Raw genomic sequence first — 16,920 nt, forward strand, 5'->3', positions numbered from 1 at the left:
TTCGATTGTCTGTATTTACGTTGTTTGTCGAGAAGTGCAGAGTTGTATGTTAGCCGACAATAGGAAAGCCAGGTCTCCAGTATTTCTATTTGTTCAGATGAAGGGAAAATTTCATATTTTTGATTCAGTAACATGAATGCACCTCCTAACCCTATTATGGATCATGCGTTTGGGGTTTGCAAGCATCTTACTAAAGCAAACCGAAATTCATCTCCCCCTTAGCCTTTAGGGGTTGCCAGTAACAGGCTTGAAGAGGGAGACTTCTTTCGGAAGGCAGTTAAAATTAAGTAACAGGTGTGGCTTTCCATTTATCTGGAAAGCTGTTTTATAGGTGATAAGTGGAAAGACATATGTATAAATAGGTAGTTTAACCGTAGTTAACCGATTTCCATGAATATTGTACCATTTTCAAATAATTACAAGCTTTTCCAATTGTTTTATTGTATAATGGAGAGGACAGGTAACGCAGGGTGGGCTTCACTGAAGCTGCATAGGGAAGCTTCTTTAATCGGCGGCTTTTATCCCCTAGGAAAGGGGCTGAAGCAATTGATTCCAATTGAGAAAGCGATTGAGTTGATGCTGATGTTCTCAACTCTAATATTGTTAGTTGTCAACAGCCGAGAAAAAAAGTAATCACCCCTGTCGATGACGTAAACGGGATAATTACTTTTTTCGTTCCCTATAACAAAGTCGTCGCGCCTTGCAGTACTGTCAGAGTCGCAAGTTGCCGCTTGCGGCTCACCTTTTTATTCTATTCTCTTTATTTCAAAAAAACAACAACAAAACAAAATACTTCGAAATTGAGCCATTTCTACTACATTAAATGCTTTGACTTCACATCTACCTTCTAAGAATATTATACCACAAAAGGTTAACCATCCGTTCGATACATGATAATCTTCATAAATATGTTAAAATCCTGCTCCACTCTTCTACCTTACCAGCAAATGACTTTGTATATCGTCCTGGTACTGGACTTGTTGATGGCAGTTTAATCACGTCAACATGTTGCAACTTTACCCCACCAAAAAACTTCTTAAACGTTTGAAAGGATTTTGTCCCATTGCATGCAATTAACCGGACACTCGAATGCTTCTTTACTAAGCCGATGACATCATTCGGTTCTTCATTTGTTATGTTTGCATCCAGACTGCCTTCCCTGAAACACGTTCCAATCGTGTCCCACAAAGCGATGTGATGCTGTTTTACAAAGCTTCGTTTTTCATCATAAGTGGCAAGCGGTGCCTGGTTAAATAATTCATAAAGTATATCCCAGAAATGATTCCTTGGGTTTCCATAATACTCTTGTTTCGCTAGTGACATTCCCCCAGGCATTGAGCCAAGAATAAGCACTTTCGGATCTGCAGGAAGAACAGGAGGAAATGACGTTAATTTTTCTTTTATTTTTCACAACTCCTTCCATGTTTTTGGAATGATTATAACGGGAAGTACAATGATAGCATTATTTAATACAAATTGGTAACACTACAGGTGTGTGTTCACCGATTAGGGCTTAAAGATCAAGGCAGCGCAGCTCCCGACATCTGGCTTGTACAGGGACAAGCTGATTTCTGCTATTTACGATTACTGAGCAGTTTCAATCGGAGATCCCATAACAGTGTTTGTAGTGACTTCTTGAACATCCTCTAAATATAAGTATCCATTTTTTGATATATTACGCGGAAAGAAGGTATTTTTGATGAAGGCAATTGTAATTGAACAATATGGTTCAGCTGATCAGCTTAAGGAAAGAGATGTGCCTATACCTGAAATTAAGGATAATCAGGTGTTGGTTGAATTATATGCTACATCGATTAACCCCATTGACTGGAAAGTTCGGGAAGGCTATTTAACAGAAAGACTTCCATTTGATTTTCCGATTATCTTGGGATGGGATGCAGCAGGAATCATTCAAGCGGTTGGTGACAATGTTTCCAGCTTTACAACTGGTGATCGTGTTTTTGCCAGACCAGCTACAACTGCAAACGGAACATACGCTGAATACACTGCTGTCGATGAAAACCTGTTGGCAAAAATCCCGGAAAATATAAGTTTTGCGGAGGCGGCTGTGGTACCTTTGGCTGGATTAACGGCATGGCAATGTCTAGTCGATTTTTGCGAGATCAAAGCGGGTGACAATGTGTTAATTCATGCCGGTTCTGGTGGTGTAGGAAGCTTTGCGATCCAAATTGCCAAAAATTTTGGAGCATACGTGGCCGCAACAGCCAGTGGAAAAAATGAAGCATTCCTGAACGAACTAGGTGTGGACAAATTTATTAATTACAAAGAAGATGATTTTGCCGAACTTATCGATGATTATGATATTGTTGTTGACACGATGGGCGGTGCTATTCAGGAAAAGAGCTTTGACGTGTTGAAAAAAGGGGGTAAGCTGGTCTCCATTGCCCAGCCTCCTGATGAAAGATTAGCAGCAGAAAATGGAGTGAAAGCTGGCTTTCTCTGGCTAGAACCGGATGGAAAACAGCTAACCGAGCTCGGAAAGCTTCTGGAAAATGGCAAGGTAAAGGCGAATATTGGTCATACCTTTCCATTGAATCAGGATGGGCTGCGGTCGGCGCATGAACTTAGCCAATCCCATCATGCAAAAGGGAAAATAGCAATAGAAATTAAATAACAACCTACAGCCTGAGTCAGCACGGTCTATTGTAACCAAAATACACAACCATCCATTTGCTGAATAAAATAGGCTCCAAAACAAAAGCTACAAGCATATGCTACGTTTCGGAGGGCAAACAAATGAATGGGAACAACTGTATCACAAAATATATGAAACAAAAGAAGATCTGCAAAACCTGGTAGGACAATATTGGCATCAATTTTCCGGTCCTGATACATGGTACTTTTGGTTTAATGTTGCCAGTGTAATAATACCACTTGCTATTCTTTATATCGTGATCGATAAGCAACGACTATTTGAAATTTGTTTCTACGGCTATACGGCACATGTTTTATGGCTAAATCTCGACAGTACGTTATCCGCCGGGAATTTTTTCGTTTATCCTCACAGTCTTACTTATCTAATCCCAACTGGCATTAACATAACAGCAGTTGTTTTCCCGATTACATTCATGTTGATCTATCAGTATTGTACAAACAACAGGAAAAATTTTTATTTATATTCCATTATTGGTACCATCATCTTTACTTACGGATTTGCGTCATTCTGTCTGGCGGTTGAGCTTGTAAAAATGGATAAGGGCATGAATGTAACCTATTTATTTCTAATTGATACTGCCGTTGTCTTTATTTCATTTTGGTTTACAAAGCTGTTCATTTGGATTAAGGAAAAGCATTTAGGACAAAAAGCAGAAAAATAGCAATGCGGAAAGTACATTGCTATTTTTCTTTATGATTCATTAGCTTGTCAATTTTATCTTCAAGACGGTTGTACTGCTTTTTTCTTTTGAGCCGCAAAACGATTAGACTGATGATAACAACGGTAAACAAAAGAAAAACAAGTTGTGCAATTATATCCCCAAGGAAAATATTAAAAAACAATGGATATCCCCTCTTTTCTCCCATGACTTGCCTCGGATAATGCGAAGGCGATACGGTTTCAGATAGTTTAGTCATTATTCTTTTCCATTTCTTCAGCAAAATTTAGTAGCCGTTCTGCCGCCAGTTGATAAACCTTATTCTTATCCCTTGGCCCAATTGCTATTATTTCCATTTTTATGACACCGCTATCACTTTCCGTAGGACGGTATATTATTCGAATGTTTAAAGCCCTTAGTTTAAGTTTCACAAACTTGTTCAAAGGTGCTCGAAGTGGTTCACCAATTCCCCTTGGCTTTATTAAAGGACCATTTTTTGCCCTTCTTACAATTTCCAACAGCACAATAGACCTGTTTCCTTTTTTGATTTTCTTTATATCTTGCGCAGCACTTCTAGAAAAACGAATATCAACATTATAGGATTGCAACACATACTGCTTTATCTTTTCTATCTCTCTCATACGACTACCTGTTATTTTCTTTCAGTTGCTTTATTAATTTTTCATAATCAAAATCACCATCATCGAATACCTCATCCAAGGTCAGTTGCGCCTTTTCCTCTTTTCTTTCTTTTGCGATATGATACATATAATCGTCTACAGCATGATCAACAACTTCCTTGTATTTTAATAAACGCTCGAAATACTCAAAGTCTACGATAACAGCTTGTGAATTTCTTTTTTTGCTGTTTTGGATGACATAGACTTCCTCACTTTCCCTGCCAACATATTGATTCAAAATATCGGATAGCTTATTGGTACGGGTTAGATCCGTAACGTTCAATACATTATCTTTTAAAAAGTTTAGTGTAGTACTCGAGATCGACTTATTGTTTTGTGAGTTCTTTTCCATTTTACCTTTTCCCTCCCAGGTTTCTAAGTGTAAGGTATGCAAAACATTATTTTTATGTTCTTATTATATCACATAAAGTGTGTTGTTTTATACACATATTAGGCCAATTTCACACCTCCTTTCCGGGTTCTGTTCGTTATATGCCTAGTAACATAATGTCCATAAATTATTTTTTACTTTTCGGATTATATTTCTGGTATGATTACATAAACATACTTATCAAAATAAGGGGGGAGACAATGAAAGCAACTGTTATTGGTATTTTGGCGGCTTTGTTTTTTTCCGTAACGTTCATCCTGAATCGGGCGATGGAGCTTGAAGGGGGCAGTTGGGTGTGGAGTGCTTCACTACGATTTATCTTCATGCTGCCAATGCTCCTTCTCATCGTTGGTTATCAAAAAAATATAAAACAGGTTTTGTCACACATGAAAAAAGCGCCTTTTTCATGGATCTTATGGAGCACAATCGGATTCGGATTATTTTATGCTCCGCTAACCTTCGCGACCATTTATGGACCAGGCTGGCTCGTTGCTGCAACGTTTCAAATTACAATTATTGCTGGATCATTGCTTGTTCCATTTTTAAATAAGGGAAAAAAACAGCGTATCCCGATACAAAGCGTCTTCATTTCCTTAATCATTCTATCCGGAGTTGTTATGATGCAACTGCAACATGCAGCCTCGGTACCGGTCAAAGCTGTCTTGTTCTGTGTAATTCCGCTAATCATCTCAGCATTCAGCTATCCGCTCGGCAATCGAAAAATGATGCAGGTTGTTAATGGTGAATTAACTACCTTACAGCGTATTCTTGGAATGACTATCGCAAGTATGCCATTTTGGCTCATTCTGTCGATTTATGGAATAACCTCCCAAGGTCTTCCTAGTTCGACGCAAATAACGCAAACATTTATTGTAGCCGTAACATCGGGAATTATTGCGACAGTATTGTTTTTCTATGCAACAGAGCTTGTTAATCACGATAACCAAAAGATGGCGGCTGTTGAGGCAACACAATCTGGTGAAGTCGTATTTGCTTTATTTGGGGAGCTAATTTTTTTGCGTGCACCTTTGCCAAGCTTGTTTTCATTCGCTGGTATGGCGCTTGTTATGATAGGAATGATGTTACATAGTGTGATATCCGCACTAGCAAACCGAAAAAAGATGCAACTATATAAGAAGGTTTCAGAGGGGAGTGAATAAAGCGCTATGGAAGCGAGCTAAATTACTCGTTCCATAGCTAATCCGCGCATTCCAAAAACTCCAGCCTGTTCCCAAATGGGTCATCCAAATAAAACCTGGTGGCACCAGGCAATTTATCATCCGTTTTAAACGCTACATTTTTTTGGCGTGTAAATATGCTTCATGGCTTCCAAATTTTTTACCCGAAATGCTGGATGTGCCTTCTTTGCCGGGTGAAAATCGTCTTCCACACCAATATGTACATGAACCGTTCCAAATTGAAACCAAACACCACCTCGATTCCTTAATGATACCGGTTTGTAACCTCTTCAAAACCCAATAAATCCCCGTAAAACTTGCGTGCACGATCCTCTCCACTGATCGGTGCTGCCAACTGCACATGATCGATCTGTTCAACCTTAAATAGCATTTGCTCATCTCCTTTCCCTTTCCATGATACTGTTCCTGATAAGAAATGCATAATACTATTTTGAATCGATATGTAAAAGGTACATTTATTGCAAAAACTAAAAGACCAGCTCTAATTAGAACTGGTCTATCACATTTAGTAGTTAACAGCCACAATTGCCGTAATTGTTATACAAAAGTTTTAAACCACCACTTCACAAAGTGGGTGTTTGCAGAAGCCTTCCTGTCTTCCGCTCTATGGCGGCCCGACATTAGAGCTCCGATCTAAAACTCCCTATTCTTACATTAGAGGTTAAAACTTATTATGATTACGAACATCGTAGCTTGTATTTATATAGTACAACTTCTCCCACTACATTTCAATGGTATTTTTGCCCATTTTTTATTTATCACACTAGGTAAATAGGATTATTAAATTTTCTAAAAAATGTTCAAATGTGATGTTTTCCTGAATCTCCACTAAAATAATAGTTCATATACCTCGTTCAGTTCCTTTACCCGTTCATCATGCTGCACATTTTTAGCGTAAGCGATTTCCCTTTTTAAGATAGCATCCAAATATCCAATTTCATCATCATCTAAATCCTTTACAAACTCACCTTCACCTGTATAATTTCCAGATTCCAGCATGTGATAAATTTTTTGGGCCATGTCATTTTCTATATAGTTGGATACGGATTCACGCAAATAATCTAGTGTGTGATCGATTGCCTCCACCTTCTTGCCTGTCTATTATAGTTTCGTGTTGCTTTTTTTCGCTCTTTGTTCGAGCTGGGATTTAGGCCGCTGTTCTTCCATATCTTCCGTGAGCCCCTGTGGATTAACGCTGGATCTAACCCGCTTTTTATTCCAATTATCCTGCTTCTCACTCATAACAACACCTCCAGTACTTAGTGTTGCAAAAATTTGCGTTATTATACAGCGCTGACAATTGAGAATGCAAAAAATAACGCTGCATTATCGCAACGTTATTTCTAATCTATTTAGAACTTAATTTTTCATACTGTTCTCTCAACGACCGCTTCAGAACCTTACCGCTCGGATTCTTCGGCAATTCATCAGTAAAATCTACGTACTTCGGCACTTTAAATTTTGACAGTCTAGCTCGGCAAAATTCGATTACTGCTTCTTTCGTTAAATTTGCTCCCGACTTTGGTACGATAATCGCTGTAACGGCTTCGATCCAATATGCATCGGGGATGCTGACGACTGCTACTTCGGAAACACCGTCCATCTGGTAAATCATTTCCTCAACTTCCCTGCTTGAAACGTTGACACCGCCTGTATTAATCATATCCTTTTTCCGGTCCACAACTGTCACATAACCTTCTACATCCATTACTCCAAAATCTCCGCTATGGAACCAGCCGCCGCGAAACGCTTCAGCCGTCTTTTCCGGATCATGCAAATAGCCTTGCATTGCATGTGGAGTGCGGTGAACAATTTCGCCGATTTTTCCGCGAGCTACCTCATTATCATTCTCATCAACAATTTTCGTTTGAACGTTTAATGTTGCTGTTCCTGCAGAACCCAATTTTCGCAATTGGTCTTCCGGCTGCAATGCAGTCGCAAGAGGGGCAACTTCTGTTTGACCGTAAAAGTTCCAGAAACGTGCATTTGGCAGCCGTTCAGCAAGTTCTTTTAAAATTTCCCGTGGCATAATCGCAGCACCATAATAGCATTTTTCCAACGTTGATAAATCACGCCGATCGAAATCCGGGTGGCGCAGCAGGCTAATCCAAACTGTTGGTGGAGCGAATACCTGTGTTGCCCCCTCTTCCTCTATTGTTTTTAAAATAACTTCGGGACTTGCAGCACCTAAGATAATTCCGCTTGAACCAACATAAATACTTGGACCTAAAAATACATGAAGTTGGGCGCTATGATAAAGTGGCAATGCGTGAATGGCGATATCACGTGATTCCATTTTTCCATCTACAATACTGCTGACATATTCACTTATCAGACTTTTATGGGTCAGCATCACCCCTTTAGGCCGGGATTCTGTTCCACTTGTATACAGGACATGGGCAAGATCATCGTCCATATTATCTGCTTCAACGAATGTTACTGGCTGCTCTTTACGAAGAGCCGACAATAGTTCCCATGCAGCCAGCTCATTTTCATTATCTGCTGGTACGTCCATCAAATACCGGTGCTTAATTTTAGCGCTTCCTGCTGCCTGATCAAGTACAGGTGCATATTCCTTCGAGGCAATGAATCCGGTTACTTCGGCATGCTCAATAATATATTGCACGTCTTCACCAGTGAGCATGTAATTAACTGGGATCATCACAGCGCCTATCCGTGCTAAGGCAAAATTCACCACAACAAAATCCAAACTGTTTTTGGACATCACCGTGATCATCTCACCCTTATTCATTCCTTTTGCCAAAAATCCATGTGCTGTCTGGTTCACTAAATCGTCCAGTTCCGCATATGTCAATCGTTTATCCTCGTATTTCAAAGCAAATTTTTCCGGAGTCCTATCCCTGGTCCTGGCCAATAAATCTCCTAATGTATTGCGTCTTGCCCTTTGCAGCATACTTGATAACTGATCATTTACATTTACTGAACCTTCCATTTTCCCATCCCCTAACATGGATTTTTGCTCTTTCCTTTCATCGGCCGAATATTCTACCTCTTATTTTATTTTAGATAATTGTAATTAGCAAGTACATAATTGATAAATCTTCAGTGCGTTCCAATTGTGTCTCATACCTTCGCAAACAACGAATCAGACTCTATTACACCATCCTTCATATGAATAATACGATTGCCATATTTCGCCGCTTCCTGGGAATGCGTAACCTGAACAATGGTTATTCCTTTTTCCTGATTAATTTTGCGAAATAGCTCCATGATTGCGGTTCCCGATTTACTGTCTAAATTTCCAATCGGTTCATCTGCCAATATTACCTTAGGATTAACGATCAAAGCCCTGGCAATGGCAACACGCTGCTGCTGCCCTCCCGACAATTCTCGCGGTGTAAAGTTTCGTCGATCCGTTAAGCCGACAATTTCCAGTTTTTCGTTCAGTTCGTCTTGATAATCCTTGCTCTTTTTTCCATCCATTGTTATTGGCAATAAAATATTCTCCGCTACTGTGAGATTCTGTACTAAATTATAAAACTGAAACACAAATCCTAGCTGTCTTCTTCGTATCATGCTTTTCTTTTTATCGTTCATTTTGTTAATATCTTCCCGTTTAAAATATACACTTCCTGAAGTCGGGACATCAATACCGCCAAGTAAATAAAGCAGTGTACTTTTCCCGCAGCCTGATGGCCCCATGATCGAGACAAATTCACCTTCTTCTATGGCTAATTCCATACGCTCAAGGACCGGTATCTCACGTTTGCCAACATAATAGCTTTTACATAATTGTTCTGTCTGAATAACACTGCCCACAAAATTAACCCCCTAGTAAACTATTCATACCGTAATTCATCCAGTACATTCATTTTGACAATCTTCCTGACGATAGACAGTGTTGATAAAGCCAGTAACACAAACACGAGTCCACAAAGAAGCGCAAATAATGAATAATTAAAATCAAACTGGATGACCAAACCAATTGCATGCAGAAATTTTGTTAACACAACATTCATTAGCAGCCCACCGGCACACCCAATCACGACAACGGCGATAAACGTCATGACCATTTCATAAAATAGCATTCTGACAATCTGATTTTTACTCATACAGACAGAGTAGAGTACTGCAAGCTCTTTCCTTCTCTGTCTGTATGACACGGTAAGATTGTTGGTAATTCCTAATAAGCCGACAATCAATCCCATTAAAATAACCGCTTTTATACCGACTAATAATGTATCAACCGTAGCCTTCTGGGATGCAAGAAGTTCATCAAATGTGTATATATCCATATTTGCATCAGCATACTTATCCTTGATGGTTTTTTTTACCTGATCCGCATCATATCCCTGACTAACCTTTAAAGCTATTTCATTATGGCTGCCGTTAAAGTGATCATTGAAGAGCTCCAAATTTACCAGCACCGATGATCTGTTTGATGTAAAACTTGCACTGTCCATTAGTCCGGCAACAACCATTTCCACATAATCTCCATCTTTATGAAGCGGTTTCCCTTGTTCAGTTAATGGCAGGAACTGGATGGTATCGCCAACAGCTACATCATATTTTCCTGCTTGATATTGATCGATAATGACACCATTCGGCAATGTGGCGATTTTTTTCATGGCATCATCTTTAAATACTACGCCCGAATAAAATGAATTAAATTTTTCAATGTTATCAATGCCAACTACGCCAAACTCACCATGATCCCGGTTTATTTGATAGTGGGCCAAGCCGATATATTGTTTTGAAATATCGGATACACCATCTACTTTTGCTAACTCTTGCTCATATGCGGCAGGGTCCTTCTCTAAATTGCCGATCATCACATCCGAGTCCCGTTTTATGATATCGCTTATATAATGATCAAGCCCGGCACTCGTAATCCCTACCACCATCAGTAACAGGACGACGACAATGATCATACTGGAATTATTGGCAACCATCTTATTATTTGCAACACTTTTGATTCCCAGCGCCATTTCACCGTTTGCACTACCCGCAACTAGTGTACTGCATAGTTTGACGATCATATTTATGAACAGCTGCATCAGGAGTACAATCGCAATGAACAACATTGCTAAGGCGACCAACCCGAAGGAAAGACTATCCTTCGTATTGAAGAAATAAACAACGAAGGCACCGACAAAGAAAAATACCCCAATTATTTCCGTTATGATAGATCGTTTTTGAACTGTATCAGGAGTATTAAGAATAATAGCTTTCAATGGTTTTCGATTTGCTTTTAAAATAGGCAGCATACTGACAAAAGCTGGGAAAAACATTCCAAAAACCAAAGCTGCTGTGATAAAGCTAATCCGGTATTCCACTACAGTTGCGACACCAAACTCCTTATACTCATTGAAAAAGTCAGCTATCGAAGGCAATAAGAAACATCCCAGCCCAATCCCTAAGCCAGCACCTATTCCCCCATATAAGATAAATTCCAACAAAAGAATTCCATTCATCTTCCGTTTACTAGTTCCTAAACTGCGAAACGTTCCCACAACAGGCATCCGCTCAGCAATGATAATTTTAGCTAGCGATGAAATGACATATGCGCTAATTAAGACAATAATAACAATAGCTAGAATCATTGCGGTCATGAATGTTTCGTCATCCCAATTGGCAGAAGATAACGAACTTGCTTTTTGGATAGAGAAGGCTGGATTTTGATCAGATAAACGGCTAATCTGTTTATCTAAATCTTCATCAGAAATCTGCAACAATGTACTCGATAGCATATCTTCTTTACCAAAAACCTTGTTGAGCTGACTTTTGGAAACAACTAATTGAATAGTATCGATTTCCGAATAAAAAACTCCATTCGTTTCACTTATCGCTCCAACTGTGTATTTGTATGTTTTGTCCTGCAAGGAAACCTTAATCGTGTCACCTAAAGATAAGTGAAAATCGGATGCTGTTTTTTGACTGATCATTGCGGTGTTATGATTCAGTTTAAAATCTTTTACCTTGTTTATCGGTTTGACTAATTCCATTGTCGATGCTTCATTTAAATCCATGCCAGTCATGGAAACCTGCAAATTCTCACTATTTAATTCACCTTTACCAGTTGCGTTAATCATATCCACCCGTTGTTCTACTCCGACATCGCTAATGTCCAGGTCAGCCACTTGATAAAACGGTGATCGATCATCAGAAGCTTTTGTAACAACAATATTGGCATTTCCATAGCTTCCCTGTACCATTGTTGTATATGTATCGTTCAATATCTGATTTACACTAAGTCCAATAAATAAAACAGCAGTTGATAATAAAATGGCCAATAAAACAATTGCTGTTCTGAGCTTCTTTTCGATAAGGTTTCTAATGATATGCTTCACGATACTCTGCAAATTAACCCCCCCATTTCTTATGATTTTGTAATGTTGATCTTTCAATATTAATTGACTTTATTGTAATATCCTGAAGATTTACAGTGCTCTGCTTCATGGCGATATCGGGAATGATCTCATTAAGCTAAAAATATTGCACCATATACCAACGCCCCAAGCACAACATATACTGGACTAATGCCCCGTTTTTCCAACAATATGTATCCACTAGCAACTAAGATGGCCGTGTGGATCCAGCCAATTTCCGTGTAGGAATCAAAAAAGAATTCGTACGTCATTACGCCTAATAACACAGCAATAGTGGGGCGGACAATTTTCGTCAGCCTTTTTACTTTTGGTGAATCTTTATATTTTAGTAATAGCCCTAATAGTGCAATCATCATAATTAATGACGGGGCTACAGAAGCAAAAAGACCAACAAATGCTCCAAGAATTCCCCCTTGTTCATAACCTATGTAGGCAGCCAGCTTCGTTGCAATCGGCCCGGGCAGTCCGTTGCCAAGTGCAACCATTTCACTAAATTCATTTGTAGTAAACCAGTGATAGCGATCGACAACCTCATGTTCCAATAACGGAATTGTTGCGGGACCACCACCATACCCCAGTATATTTGACGTAAAATTAGCTATAAATAGTTGCCAATAGATCATGATTCACCCGCCTGTCTTTCCTTCTCGCTGCTCTTCGAAAACAATGCTGACAAGATTAAGGCAATAATAAGAAACGCCGGATGAATTCCCAATACTTGCATTACAACAATACTAATGATCGTCAAAATAATGGTGGCACCCCAGCCCATCAGTGTTCTCGATTTTTTTATAAAGTCCCATGCCAAAACACCAATCATGACACCGGCAATTGGCAAAACCCCTTTAGCCATTCCCTGAACCCAGGGAACATCCTTGTAGGCGTTTAATACAGTTAAAAGCAATATCATTAACAATGCGGTTGGCAAAACCGTAGCAATAATGCATGTGATGAGTCCCCAAAAACCTTTCAGACGCCAGCCAATATAGCCGGATAGCTTTGTATTGATCGGTCCGGGTAAAGTATTGGCAAGTGCCAGTATGTCCGAGAATTCATCATCCCCCATCCACTTGTACGTTTTTACAACTTCCTTATGCATTAATGGTACAGCCGAAAGTCCGCCGCCATATCCAAGCATTCCTGCACGGAAAAATCCAATAAATAAATCCTTGTGCATCCCCTGATCACGACCTTTAGAAAGTTTCCAGATTAGTTTGGTATTTGTTCTTTATGCTATATTACCAGAGCGGCGGAAATTAATCATCGGTAACGGGGAAATTTTTTTGTGGAAATGATTATTGAAAATTTGGTTCGGATAGTATTTTACCGAATTCGGACAGTATTTGATCATAATTGAACAGTAATTGTATGAATTTGGACAGTATCTTACGAGTTTTGGACAGTAAATGACTCTTGTTCAACAGTGAACAAACCCTAGAACACTAATTCCCGTTACAGGATAAGCACAAACGCATAACAAAACCTGGCTCTCTTTTTGATCGCCAGGTTTTTGTCCATCATGTCATTTATAATTAATCATTGATGCATACGTATCCGCATCAAGCCGTTTAATAATCTCTACAAGAAGCCTCACACCATTTTCAATATCCTGTTTACTTGCCAGGGAAACGTGGCTATGCATATAACGGATTGGGGCTCCAATTACGATAGTTGGGACACCCTCTTTGTACATATGGATTTTCCCGGCATCAGTCCCACCACCAGTTATCACTTCAATTTGATAAGGGATATTATTGTTCCTGGCTGTATCGATAACCAAATCACGAAAACGGGTATTCGGAATCATGGAGGCATCAAGAAACGTAACAAGCGGTCCTTTTTGTAATGCCGGATGCTCAATATCACCACTGCTTGTCCCCGGGGTATCCTGGGAAACACCGACGTCGAGGACAATCGCGATATCAGGATCGATTGCATATGGCGAAGTTTCTGCTCCTCTCAACCCTACTTCTTCCTGAACATTTGCTCCAGCAAAAAGCGTATTTGGATGATCCATACCATCTAATTGTTTCGCCACTTCTACGGCCATATAGCAGCCAATCCGGTTATCAAGCGCCTTCGCCAGAACCGTATCATCATCAGGTAATCGTTCATAAGGGCAGATAGGAACAATCGGATCACCAACACAAACACCCCACTTTTCAACCTCTTCCTTACTATGTCCCCCAACATCAATATACATTTCCCGGATTGGAAATACTTTTTTCCTCTCTTCCGGCTGCAGCAAATGCGGTGGCTTCGAACCAATGACTCCGGTGAATTTTTTTCGCTCAGTTATAACAGTTACACGCTGTGCCAGTAATACTTGATCCCACCAGCCGCCAAGCGGAGTAAAGCGAAGAAATCCGTCCTTTGTAATACCGGTAACCATAAAGCCAACCTCATCCATATGACCAGCAAGCATAATACGCGGACCACTGGTATTCCCCGTTTTTTTTCCAAAAATACTCCCTGTATGATCGTACAGAACCTCACTGCATACTTGATCTAGCTCTTTCTTCATGATCTGTCTTACTTCATTTTCATAACCGGAAGTACTTTGCGCCTGTGTTAACTCTTTTAATAGTTCCATCACTTCACCTATTCATATCGTTTTAGGTTTAGTATGGATGGTGGTACATGGATTATGCATATCTTCAAAGTCTACTACCGATGCACCTGGAAAAAATCCTATATACAAAAAATAAAAAATATGGTATATATAAAGAAATAAAAAAATCAAGAAAAAAAGAAATAAGTATAGTTTTTGTTTGGAGGGAATAGAATGAATGTAACGAAATATGAAGTGGAGAGAAGGAATATGGACTACTCTGAACGCAAAAAGCAAATAAAACGGATTCGGGTTTCATCTGCCCACCAAATTACCATCCCGCAAAAATTTTTCGAAAAACTGAACATTACAGATGAGGTTTATGCTGAGTTTACCGGTGATGCCATCATCATTCGTCCTGTACAAGAAGAAGTGGATTTTTCAAAGGAAATCATTGAGGATATGATTCGTGAAGATGTACCAAAAGCATACTTTGCTGAGGAATTTGAAAAACGAAAAACAGCAATCCGCAACTCTGTCCATCAAATTAAGAAAGATGCACAAGAAACACTTGATGATATAAGAAAGAATGGGTATAAAGATCTAACCGATGAATTATTTGGAGATTTGAATGATGGGAAATGACTTATTACGGGCAGTTTATATGAATCCTATCAAAAAAACTATTAAAAAAGAAAAAAACAAAGAGTTAAAGAATATTTATCTGTAAACAATCAATTTAATCAGACATGATCCCTACATCGGTGAAATGAAAAGTGGGGATCTCGCTGGTATATACTGCTTTGATTATAAATATCAGGGAACTAATTACGAACTTGCCTACCGAATTGAAGAAGATGAACAAGGGGAAATCATTTTCCTTATTATGACTGGAACCCGAGAAAATTTTTATCATCAGCTGAAAACGTATTTAAAAAATTGAAATCGTCCCCCACTGTTAATAAGATGAGGGACAGGCCTTCAAATAACCTTATCCGGATTCAAAACACCGTCCGGATCCAACGCTTGCTTAATCTTCCGCATGACAGCAAGTGCAGGACCGTGCTCTTTTTCCTGATATTTTCGTTTACCGACACCAACACCATGTTCCCCGGTACATGTGCCGCCGCGGGTAAGTGCATAGTCCACAATCTGTTCGTTAACAACGTTCGCTTTTTCAATATCTTTCGGGTCATTCACATCGATCATTAATAGAATATGATAATTTCCGTCACCGACATGGCCAACGATTCCGCCGGCGAGACCCGATTTTTCAACAGCCTTACGTGCATCTTTAACTGCACCGGCAAGTTCCGAAATCGGCACACAAACATCGGTTACCATCTGTTTTTTCCCAGGATGGCCATGTATATAGGCGTATGCAGCATTATGCCTCGCCTCCCAAAGACGATTTCTTCCCGCTGTATCGGTTTCAAATTCGATATCCTGACAATTTCGATCAAACACGATTTCTCTGGTAAATTCAACATCCTGCTTAAGCCCGGCTTCATTTCCGTGAAACTCCAGGAACAATGTTGGTACCTCTTTATAGTCCGTATCACTAAAATGATTCATTTGCTTAATTGACTGTGCATCGGCAAGTTCAACCCGGGCAATCGGAACGCCAGCCTGCAAAATAGCAATAACCGCCTCCACCGCATCCTCAACACTAGTAAATGAAGCTCGTGCAGCCATAATATGTTCTGGAATTCCGTAAACTTTTAATGTCAATTCCGTGAAACAGCCTAATGTTCCTTCTGAACCAACAAAAATACCATTCAGATCATATCCGGATGACGATTTCGCTGCCAAGCTACCGGTATGTATGATCGATCCATCCGCAAGCACGACCTCCAAATCTCTTACCTGATCACGCATAATTCCATATTTGACCGCAGTTGTTCCACTTGCATTTGTTGCTGCCATTCCGCCAAGCGTCGCATCTGCCCCAGGATCAACGGAGAAAAATAACCCGTATTTTTTCAGCTCTTTATCCAACTGTGATCTTGTTACTCCTGGCTGTACGCGAACTAAAAAATCCTTCTCCCTTACCTCCAAAACCTTGTTCATTAAGGAGAAATCCACAACGATGCTTGACTTATAAGGAATAACGTTTCCTTCTAAACTCGACCCGACACCAAAAGGAACAACCGTTGTAGTATACTTGTTTGCCAATTTTACAACCTCGCTCACCTCTCGTGCACTTTCCGGAAATACAACCGCTTCCGGCAAATGCGGAGTATGGTAGGACTCATCCTTGCTATGCTGCTCTAAAATTGTTTCGTTATCCGATACCCGATCCGCATCCAATGCTTGCTGTAATTCTTCAAGAAGTTTCAAAACAGACATCCCCTTTTTGATATGTGAATAATCTAATATTCTCTATTCTTATCATATCATATTACCGCTTCTCT

General features: G+C 39.7%; 19 protein-coding genes, 1 other RNA gene and 1 pseudogene. 5 read left to right on the plus strand and 16 right to left on the minus strand.

Going from position 1 to position 16,920, the window contains the following annotated elements:
• Positions 1–134: helix-turn-helix domain-containing protein (locus IEX12_RS12580; RefSeq protein ID WP_188725284.1), on the minus strand; the 134-nt coding region annotated here is incomplete at its 3' end.
• 766 nt (positions 135–900) lie between these two features.
• The gene (locus IEX12_RS12585) at positions 901–1,404 is read right to left on the minus strand and encodes a DNA-deoxyinosine glycosylase (RefSeq protein WP_155555630.1); all 504 of its coding nucleotides are present in this window, start codon (positions 1,402–1,404) and stop codon (positions 901–903) included.
• A 295-nt stretch (positions 1,405–1,699) separates the two neighbouring features.
• On the opposite strand from IEX12_RS12585, the gene IEX12_RS12590 reads away from it, so the two are divergent.
• Positions 1,700–2,635: an NADP-dependent oxidoreductase gene (locus IEX12_RS12590; RefSeq protein WP_155555629.1), complete on the plus strand. Its 936-nt coding sequence runs from the start codon at positions 1,700–1,702 to the stop codon at positions 2,633–2,635.
• A 97-nt stretch (positions 2,636–2,732) separates the two neighbouring features.
• Positions 2,733–3,338 (plus strand): hypothetical protein, encoded by a 606-nt coding sequence (locus tag IEX12_RS12595; protein ID WP_088049578.1) that lies wholly within the window; start codon positions 2,733–2,735, stop codon positions 3,336–3,338.
• A 19-nt stretch (positions 3,339–3,357) separates the two neighbouring features.
• On the opposite strand, the gene IEX12_RS12600 is transcribed toward IEX12_RS12595, so the two are convergent.
• The 3 genes from IEX12_RS12600 to IEX12_RS12610 are packed head-to-tail and all read right to left on the minus strand — an operon-like array spanning position 3,358 to position 4,367.
• Entirely contained in the window at positions 3,358–3,543 is a 186-nt protein-coding gene (locus tag IEX12_RS12600) for a hypothetical protein (protein WP_188725285.1), read from the minus strand.
• Positions 3,544–3,586: 43 nt separating this feature from the next.
• Positions 3,587–3,976: a type II toxin-antitoxin system RelE family toxin gene (locus IEX12_RS12605; RefSeq protein ID WP_088049577.1), complete on the minus strand. Its 390-nt coding sequence runs from the start codon at positions 3,974–3,976 to the stop codon at positions 3,587–3,589.
• 4 nt (positions 3,977–3,980) lie between these two features.
• Entirely contained in the window at positions 3,981–4,367 is a 387-nt protein-coding gene (locus IEX12_RS12610; RefSeq protein WP_088049576.1) for a hypothetical protein, read from the minus strand.
• 239 nt (positions 4,368–4,606) lie between these two features.
• Here IEX12_RS12610 and IEX12_RS12615 point away from each other — a divergent pair, with 239 nt between their 5' ends.
• Positions 4,607–5,566, plus strand: coding sequence for a DMT family transporter (locus IEX12_RS12615; RefSeq protein ID WP_155555627.1), 960 nt, complete (start codon positions 4,607–4,609; stop codon positions 5,564–5,566).
• Positions 5,567–5,603: 37 nt separating this feature from the next.
• Here the strand turns inward: IEX12_RS12615 and IEX12_RS12620 are convergent.
• The 10 genes and pseudogenes from IEX12_RS12620 to IEX12_RS12665 form a co-directional block, all read right to left on the minus strand.
• Positions 5,604–5,975 (minus strand): annotated as a pseudogene (locus tag IEX12_RS12620) (VOC family protein).
• A 142-nt stretch (positions 5,976–6,117) separates the two neighbouring features.
• A non-coding RNA gene (gene ssrS, locus IEX12_RS12625) (6S RNA) lies at positions 6,118–6,303 on the minus strand.
• A gap of 130 nt (positions 6,304–6,433) precedes the next feature.
• Positions 6,434–6,682: a sigma-G-dependent sporulation-specific acid-soluble spore protein CsgA gene (locus IEX12_RS12630; protein ID WP_188725302.1), complete on the minus strand. Its 249-nt coding sequence runs from the start codon at positions 6,680–6,682 to the stop codon at positions 6,434–6,436.
• A 24-nt stretch (positions 6,683–6,706) separates the two neighbouring features.
• Positions 6,707–6,847, minus strand: a complete 141-nt coding sequence (gene sspL / locus IEX12_RS12635; RefSeq protein ID WP_088049573.1) for a small, acid-soluble spore protein L — start codon at positions 6,845–6,847, stop codon at positions 6,707–6,709.
• Between the two features lie 106 nt (positions 6,848–6,953).
• Positions 6,954–8,558, minus strand: coding sequence for an acyl-CoA synthetase (locus IEX12_RS12640; protein ID WP_286171131.1), 1,605 nt, complete (start codon positions 8,556–8,558; stop codon positions 6,954–6,956).
• A gap of 131 nt (positions 8,559–8,689) precedes the next feature.
• A complete protein-coding gene (locus IEX12_RS12645; protein ID WP_188725286.1) occupies positions 8,690–9,385 on the minus strand; it encodes an ABC transporter ATP-binding protein in 696 nt (231 codons plus the stop codon).
• A gap of 20 nt (positions 9,386–9,405) precedes the next feature.
• Entirely contained in the window at positions 9,406–11,928 is a 2,523-nt protein-coding gene (locus IEX12_RS12650) for an ABC transporter permease (protein WP_188725287.1), read from the minus strand.
• A 119-nt stretch (positions 11,929–12,047) separates the two neighbouring features.
• A complete protein-coding gene (locus IEX12_RS12655) occupies positions 12,048–12,578 on the minus strand; it encodes a chromate transporter (RefSeq protein WP_088049568.1) in 531 nt (176 codons plus the stop codon).
• Positions 12,575–13,132, minus strand: a complete 558-nt coding sequence (locus tag IEX12_RS12660) for a chromate transporter (RefSeq protein WP_088049567.1) — start codon at positions 13,130–13,132, stop codon at positions 12,575–12,577. The genes IEX12_RS12655 and IEX12_RS12660 overlap by 4 nt, the downstream gene beginning before the upstream one ends.
• A 345-nt stretch (positions 13,133–13,477) precedes the next feature.
• Positions 13,478–14,548 carry a M42 family metallopeptidase gene (locus tag IEX12_RS12665; RefSeq protein WP_188725288.1) on the minus strand — a complete coding sequence of 357 codons (1,071 nt, stop codon included), beginning with the start codon at positions 14,546–14,548 and terminating at the stop codon, positions 13,478–13,480.
• A gap of 192 nt (positions 14,549–14,740) precedes the next feature.
• On the opposite strand from IEX12_RS12665, the gene IEX12_RS12670 reads away from it, so the two are divergent.
• Both IEX12_RS12670 and IEX12_RS12675 read left to right on the plus strand, forming a co-directional pair.
• Complete coding sequence (locus tag IEX12_RS12670; RefSeq protein ID WP_088049565.1) at positions 14,741–15,151, plus strand: AbrB/MazE/SpoVT family DNA-binding domain-containing protein; 411 nt, start codon at positions 14,741–14,743, stop codon at positions 15,149–15,151.
• A 97-nt stretch (positions 15,152–15,248) separates the two neighbouring features.
• Positions 15,249–15,449, plus strand: a complete 201-nt coding sequence (locus tag IEX12_RS12675) for a type II toxin-antitoxin system RelE/ParE family toxin (protein ID WP_268811320.1) — start codon at positions 15,249–15,251, stop codon at positions 15,447–15,449.
• Positions 15,450–15,487: 38 nt separating this feature from the next.
• On the opposite strand, the gene IEX12_RS12680 is transcribed toward IEX12_RS12675, so the two are convergent.
• On the minus strand, positions 15,488–16,855 hold the full coding sequence (locus tag IEX12_RS12680) for an FAD-binding oxidoreductase (protein ID WP_088049564.1): 1,368 nt from the start codon (positions 16,853–16,855) through the stop codon (positions 15,488–15,490).
• Positions 16,856–16,920 lie beyond the last annotated feature (65 nt).

Origin of the sequence: Lentibacillus populi (assembly GCA_014642895.1) — a bacterium.
Taxonomy (GTDB): Bacteria; Bacillota; Bacilli; order Bacillales; family Amphibacillaceae; genus Lentibacillus_C; species Lentibacillus_C populi.

What these genes read in the sequence shown, in the direction of transcription:
- IEX12_RS12590 (WP_155555629.1), top strand. Translation starts at nt 1,700, where the DNA reads ATGAAGGCAATTGTAATTGAACAATATGGTTCAGCTGATCAGCTTAAG.
- IEX12_RS12595 (WP_088049578.1), top strand. Translation starts at nt 2,733, where the DNA reads ATGCTACGTTTCGGAGGGCAAACAAATGAATGGGAACAACTGTATCAC.
- IEX12_RS12600 (WP_188725285.1), bottom strand. Translation starts at nt 3,543, where the DNA reads ATGGGAGAAAAGAGGGGATATCCATTGTTTTTTAATATTTTCCTTGGG.
- IEX12_RS12605 (WP_088049577.1), bottom strand. Translation starts at nt 3,976, where the DNA reads ATGAGAGAGATAGAAAAGATAAAGCAGTATGTGTTGCAATCCTATAAT.
- IEX12_RS12610 (WP_088049576.1), bottom strand. Translation starts at nt 4,367, where the DNA reads ATGGAAAAGAACTCACAAAACAATAAGTCGATCTCGAGTACTACACTA.
- IEX12_RS12615 (WP_155555627.1), top strand. Translation starts at nt 4,607, where the DNA reads ATGAAAGCAACTGTTATTGGTATTTTGGCGGCTTTGTTTTTTTCCGTA.
- sspL (WP_088049573.1), bottom strand. Translation starts at nt 6,847, where the DNA reads ATGAGTGAGAAGCAGGATAATTGGAATAAAAAGCGGGTTAGATCCAGC.
- IEX12_RS12640 (WP_286171131.1), bottom strand. Translation starts at nt 8,558, where the DNA reads ATGGAAGGTTCAGTAAATGTAAATGATCAGTTATCAAGTATGCTGCAA.
- IEX12_RS12655 (WP_088049568.1), bottom strand. Translation starts at nt 12,578, where the DNA reads ATGATCTATTGGCAACTATTTATAGCTAATTTTACGTCAAATATACTG.
- IEX12_RS12660 (WP_088049567.1), bottom strand. Translation starts at nt 13,132, where the DNA reads ATGCACAAGGATTTATTTATTGGATTTTTCCGTGCAGGAATGCTTGGA.
- IEX12_RS12665 (WP_188725288.1), bottom strand. Translation starts at nt 14,548, where the DNA reads ATGGAACTATTAAAAGAGTTAACACAGGCGCAAAGTACTTCCGGTTAT.
- IEX12_RS12670 (WP_088049565.1), top strand. Translation starts at nt 14,741, where the DNA reads ATGAATGTAACGAAATATGAAGTGGAGAGAAGGAATATGGACTACTCT.
- IEX12_RS12680 (WP_088049564.1), bottom strand. Translation starts at nt 16,855, where the DNA reads ATGTCTGTTTTGAAACTTCTTGAAGAATTACAGCAAGCATTGGATGCG.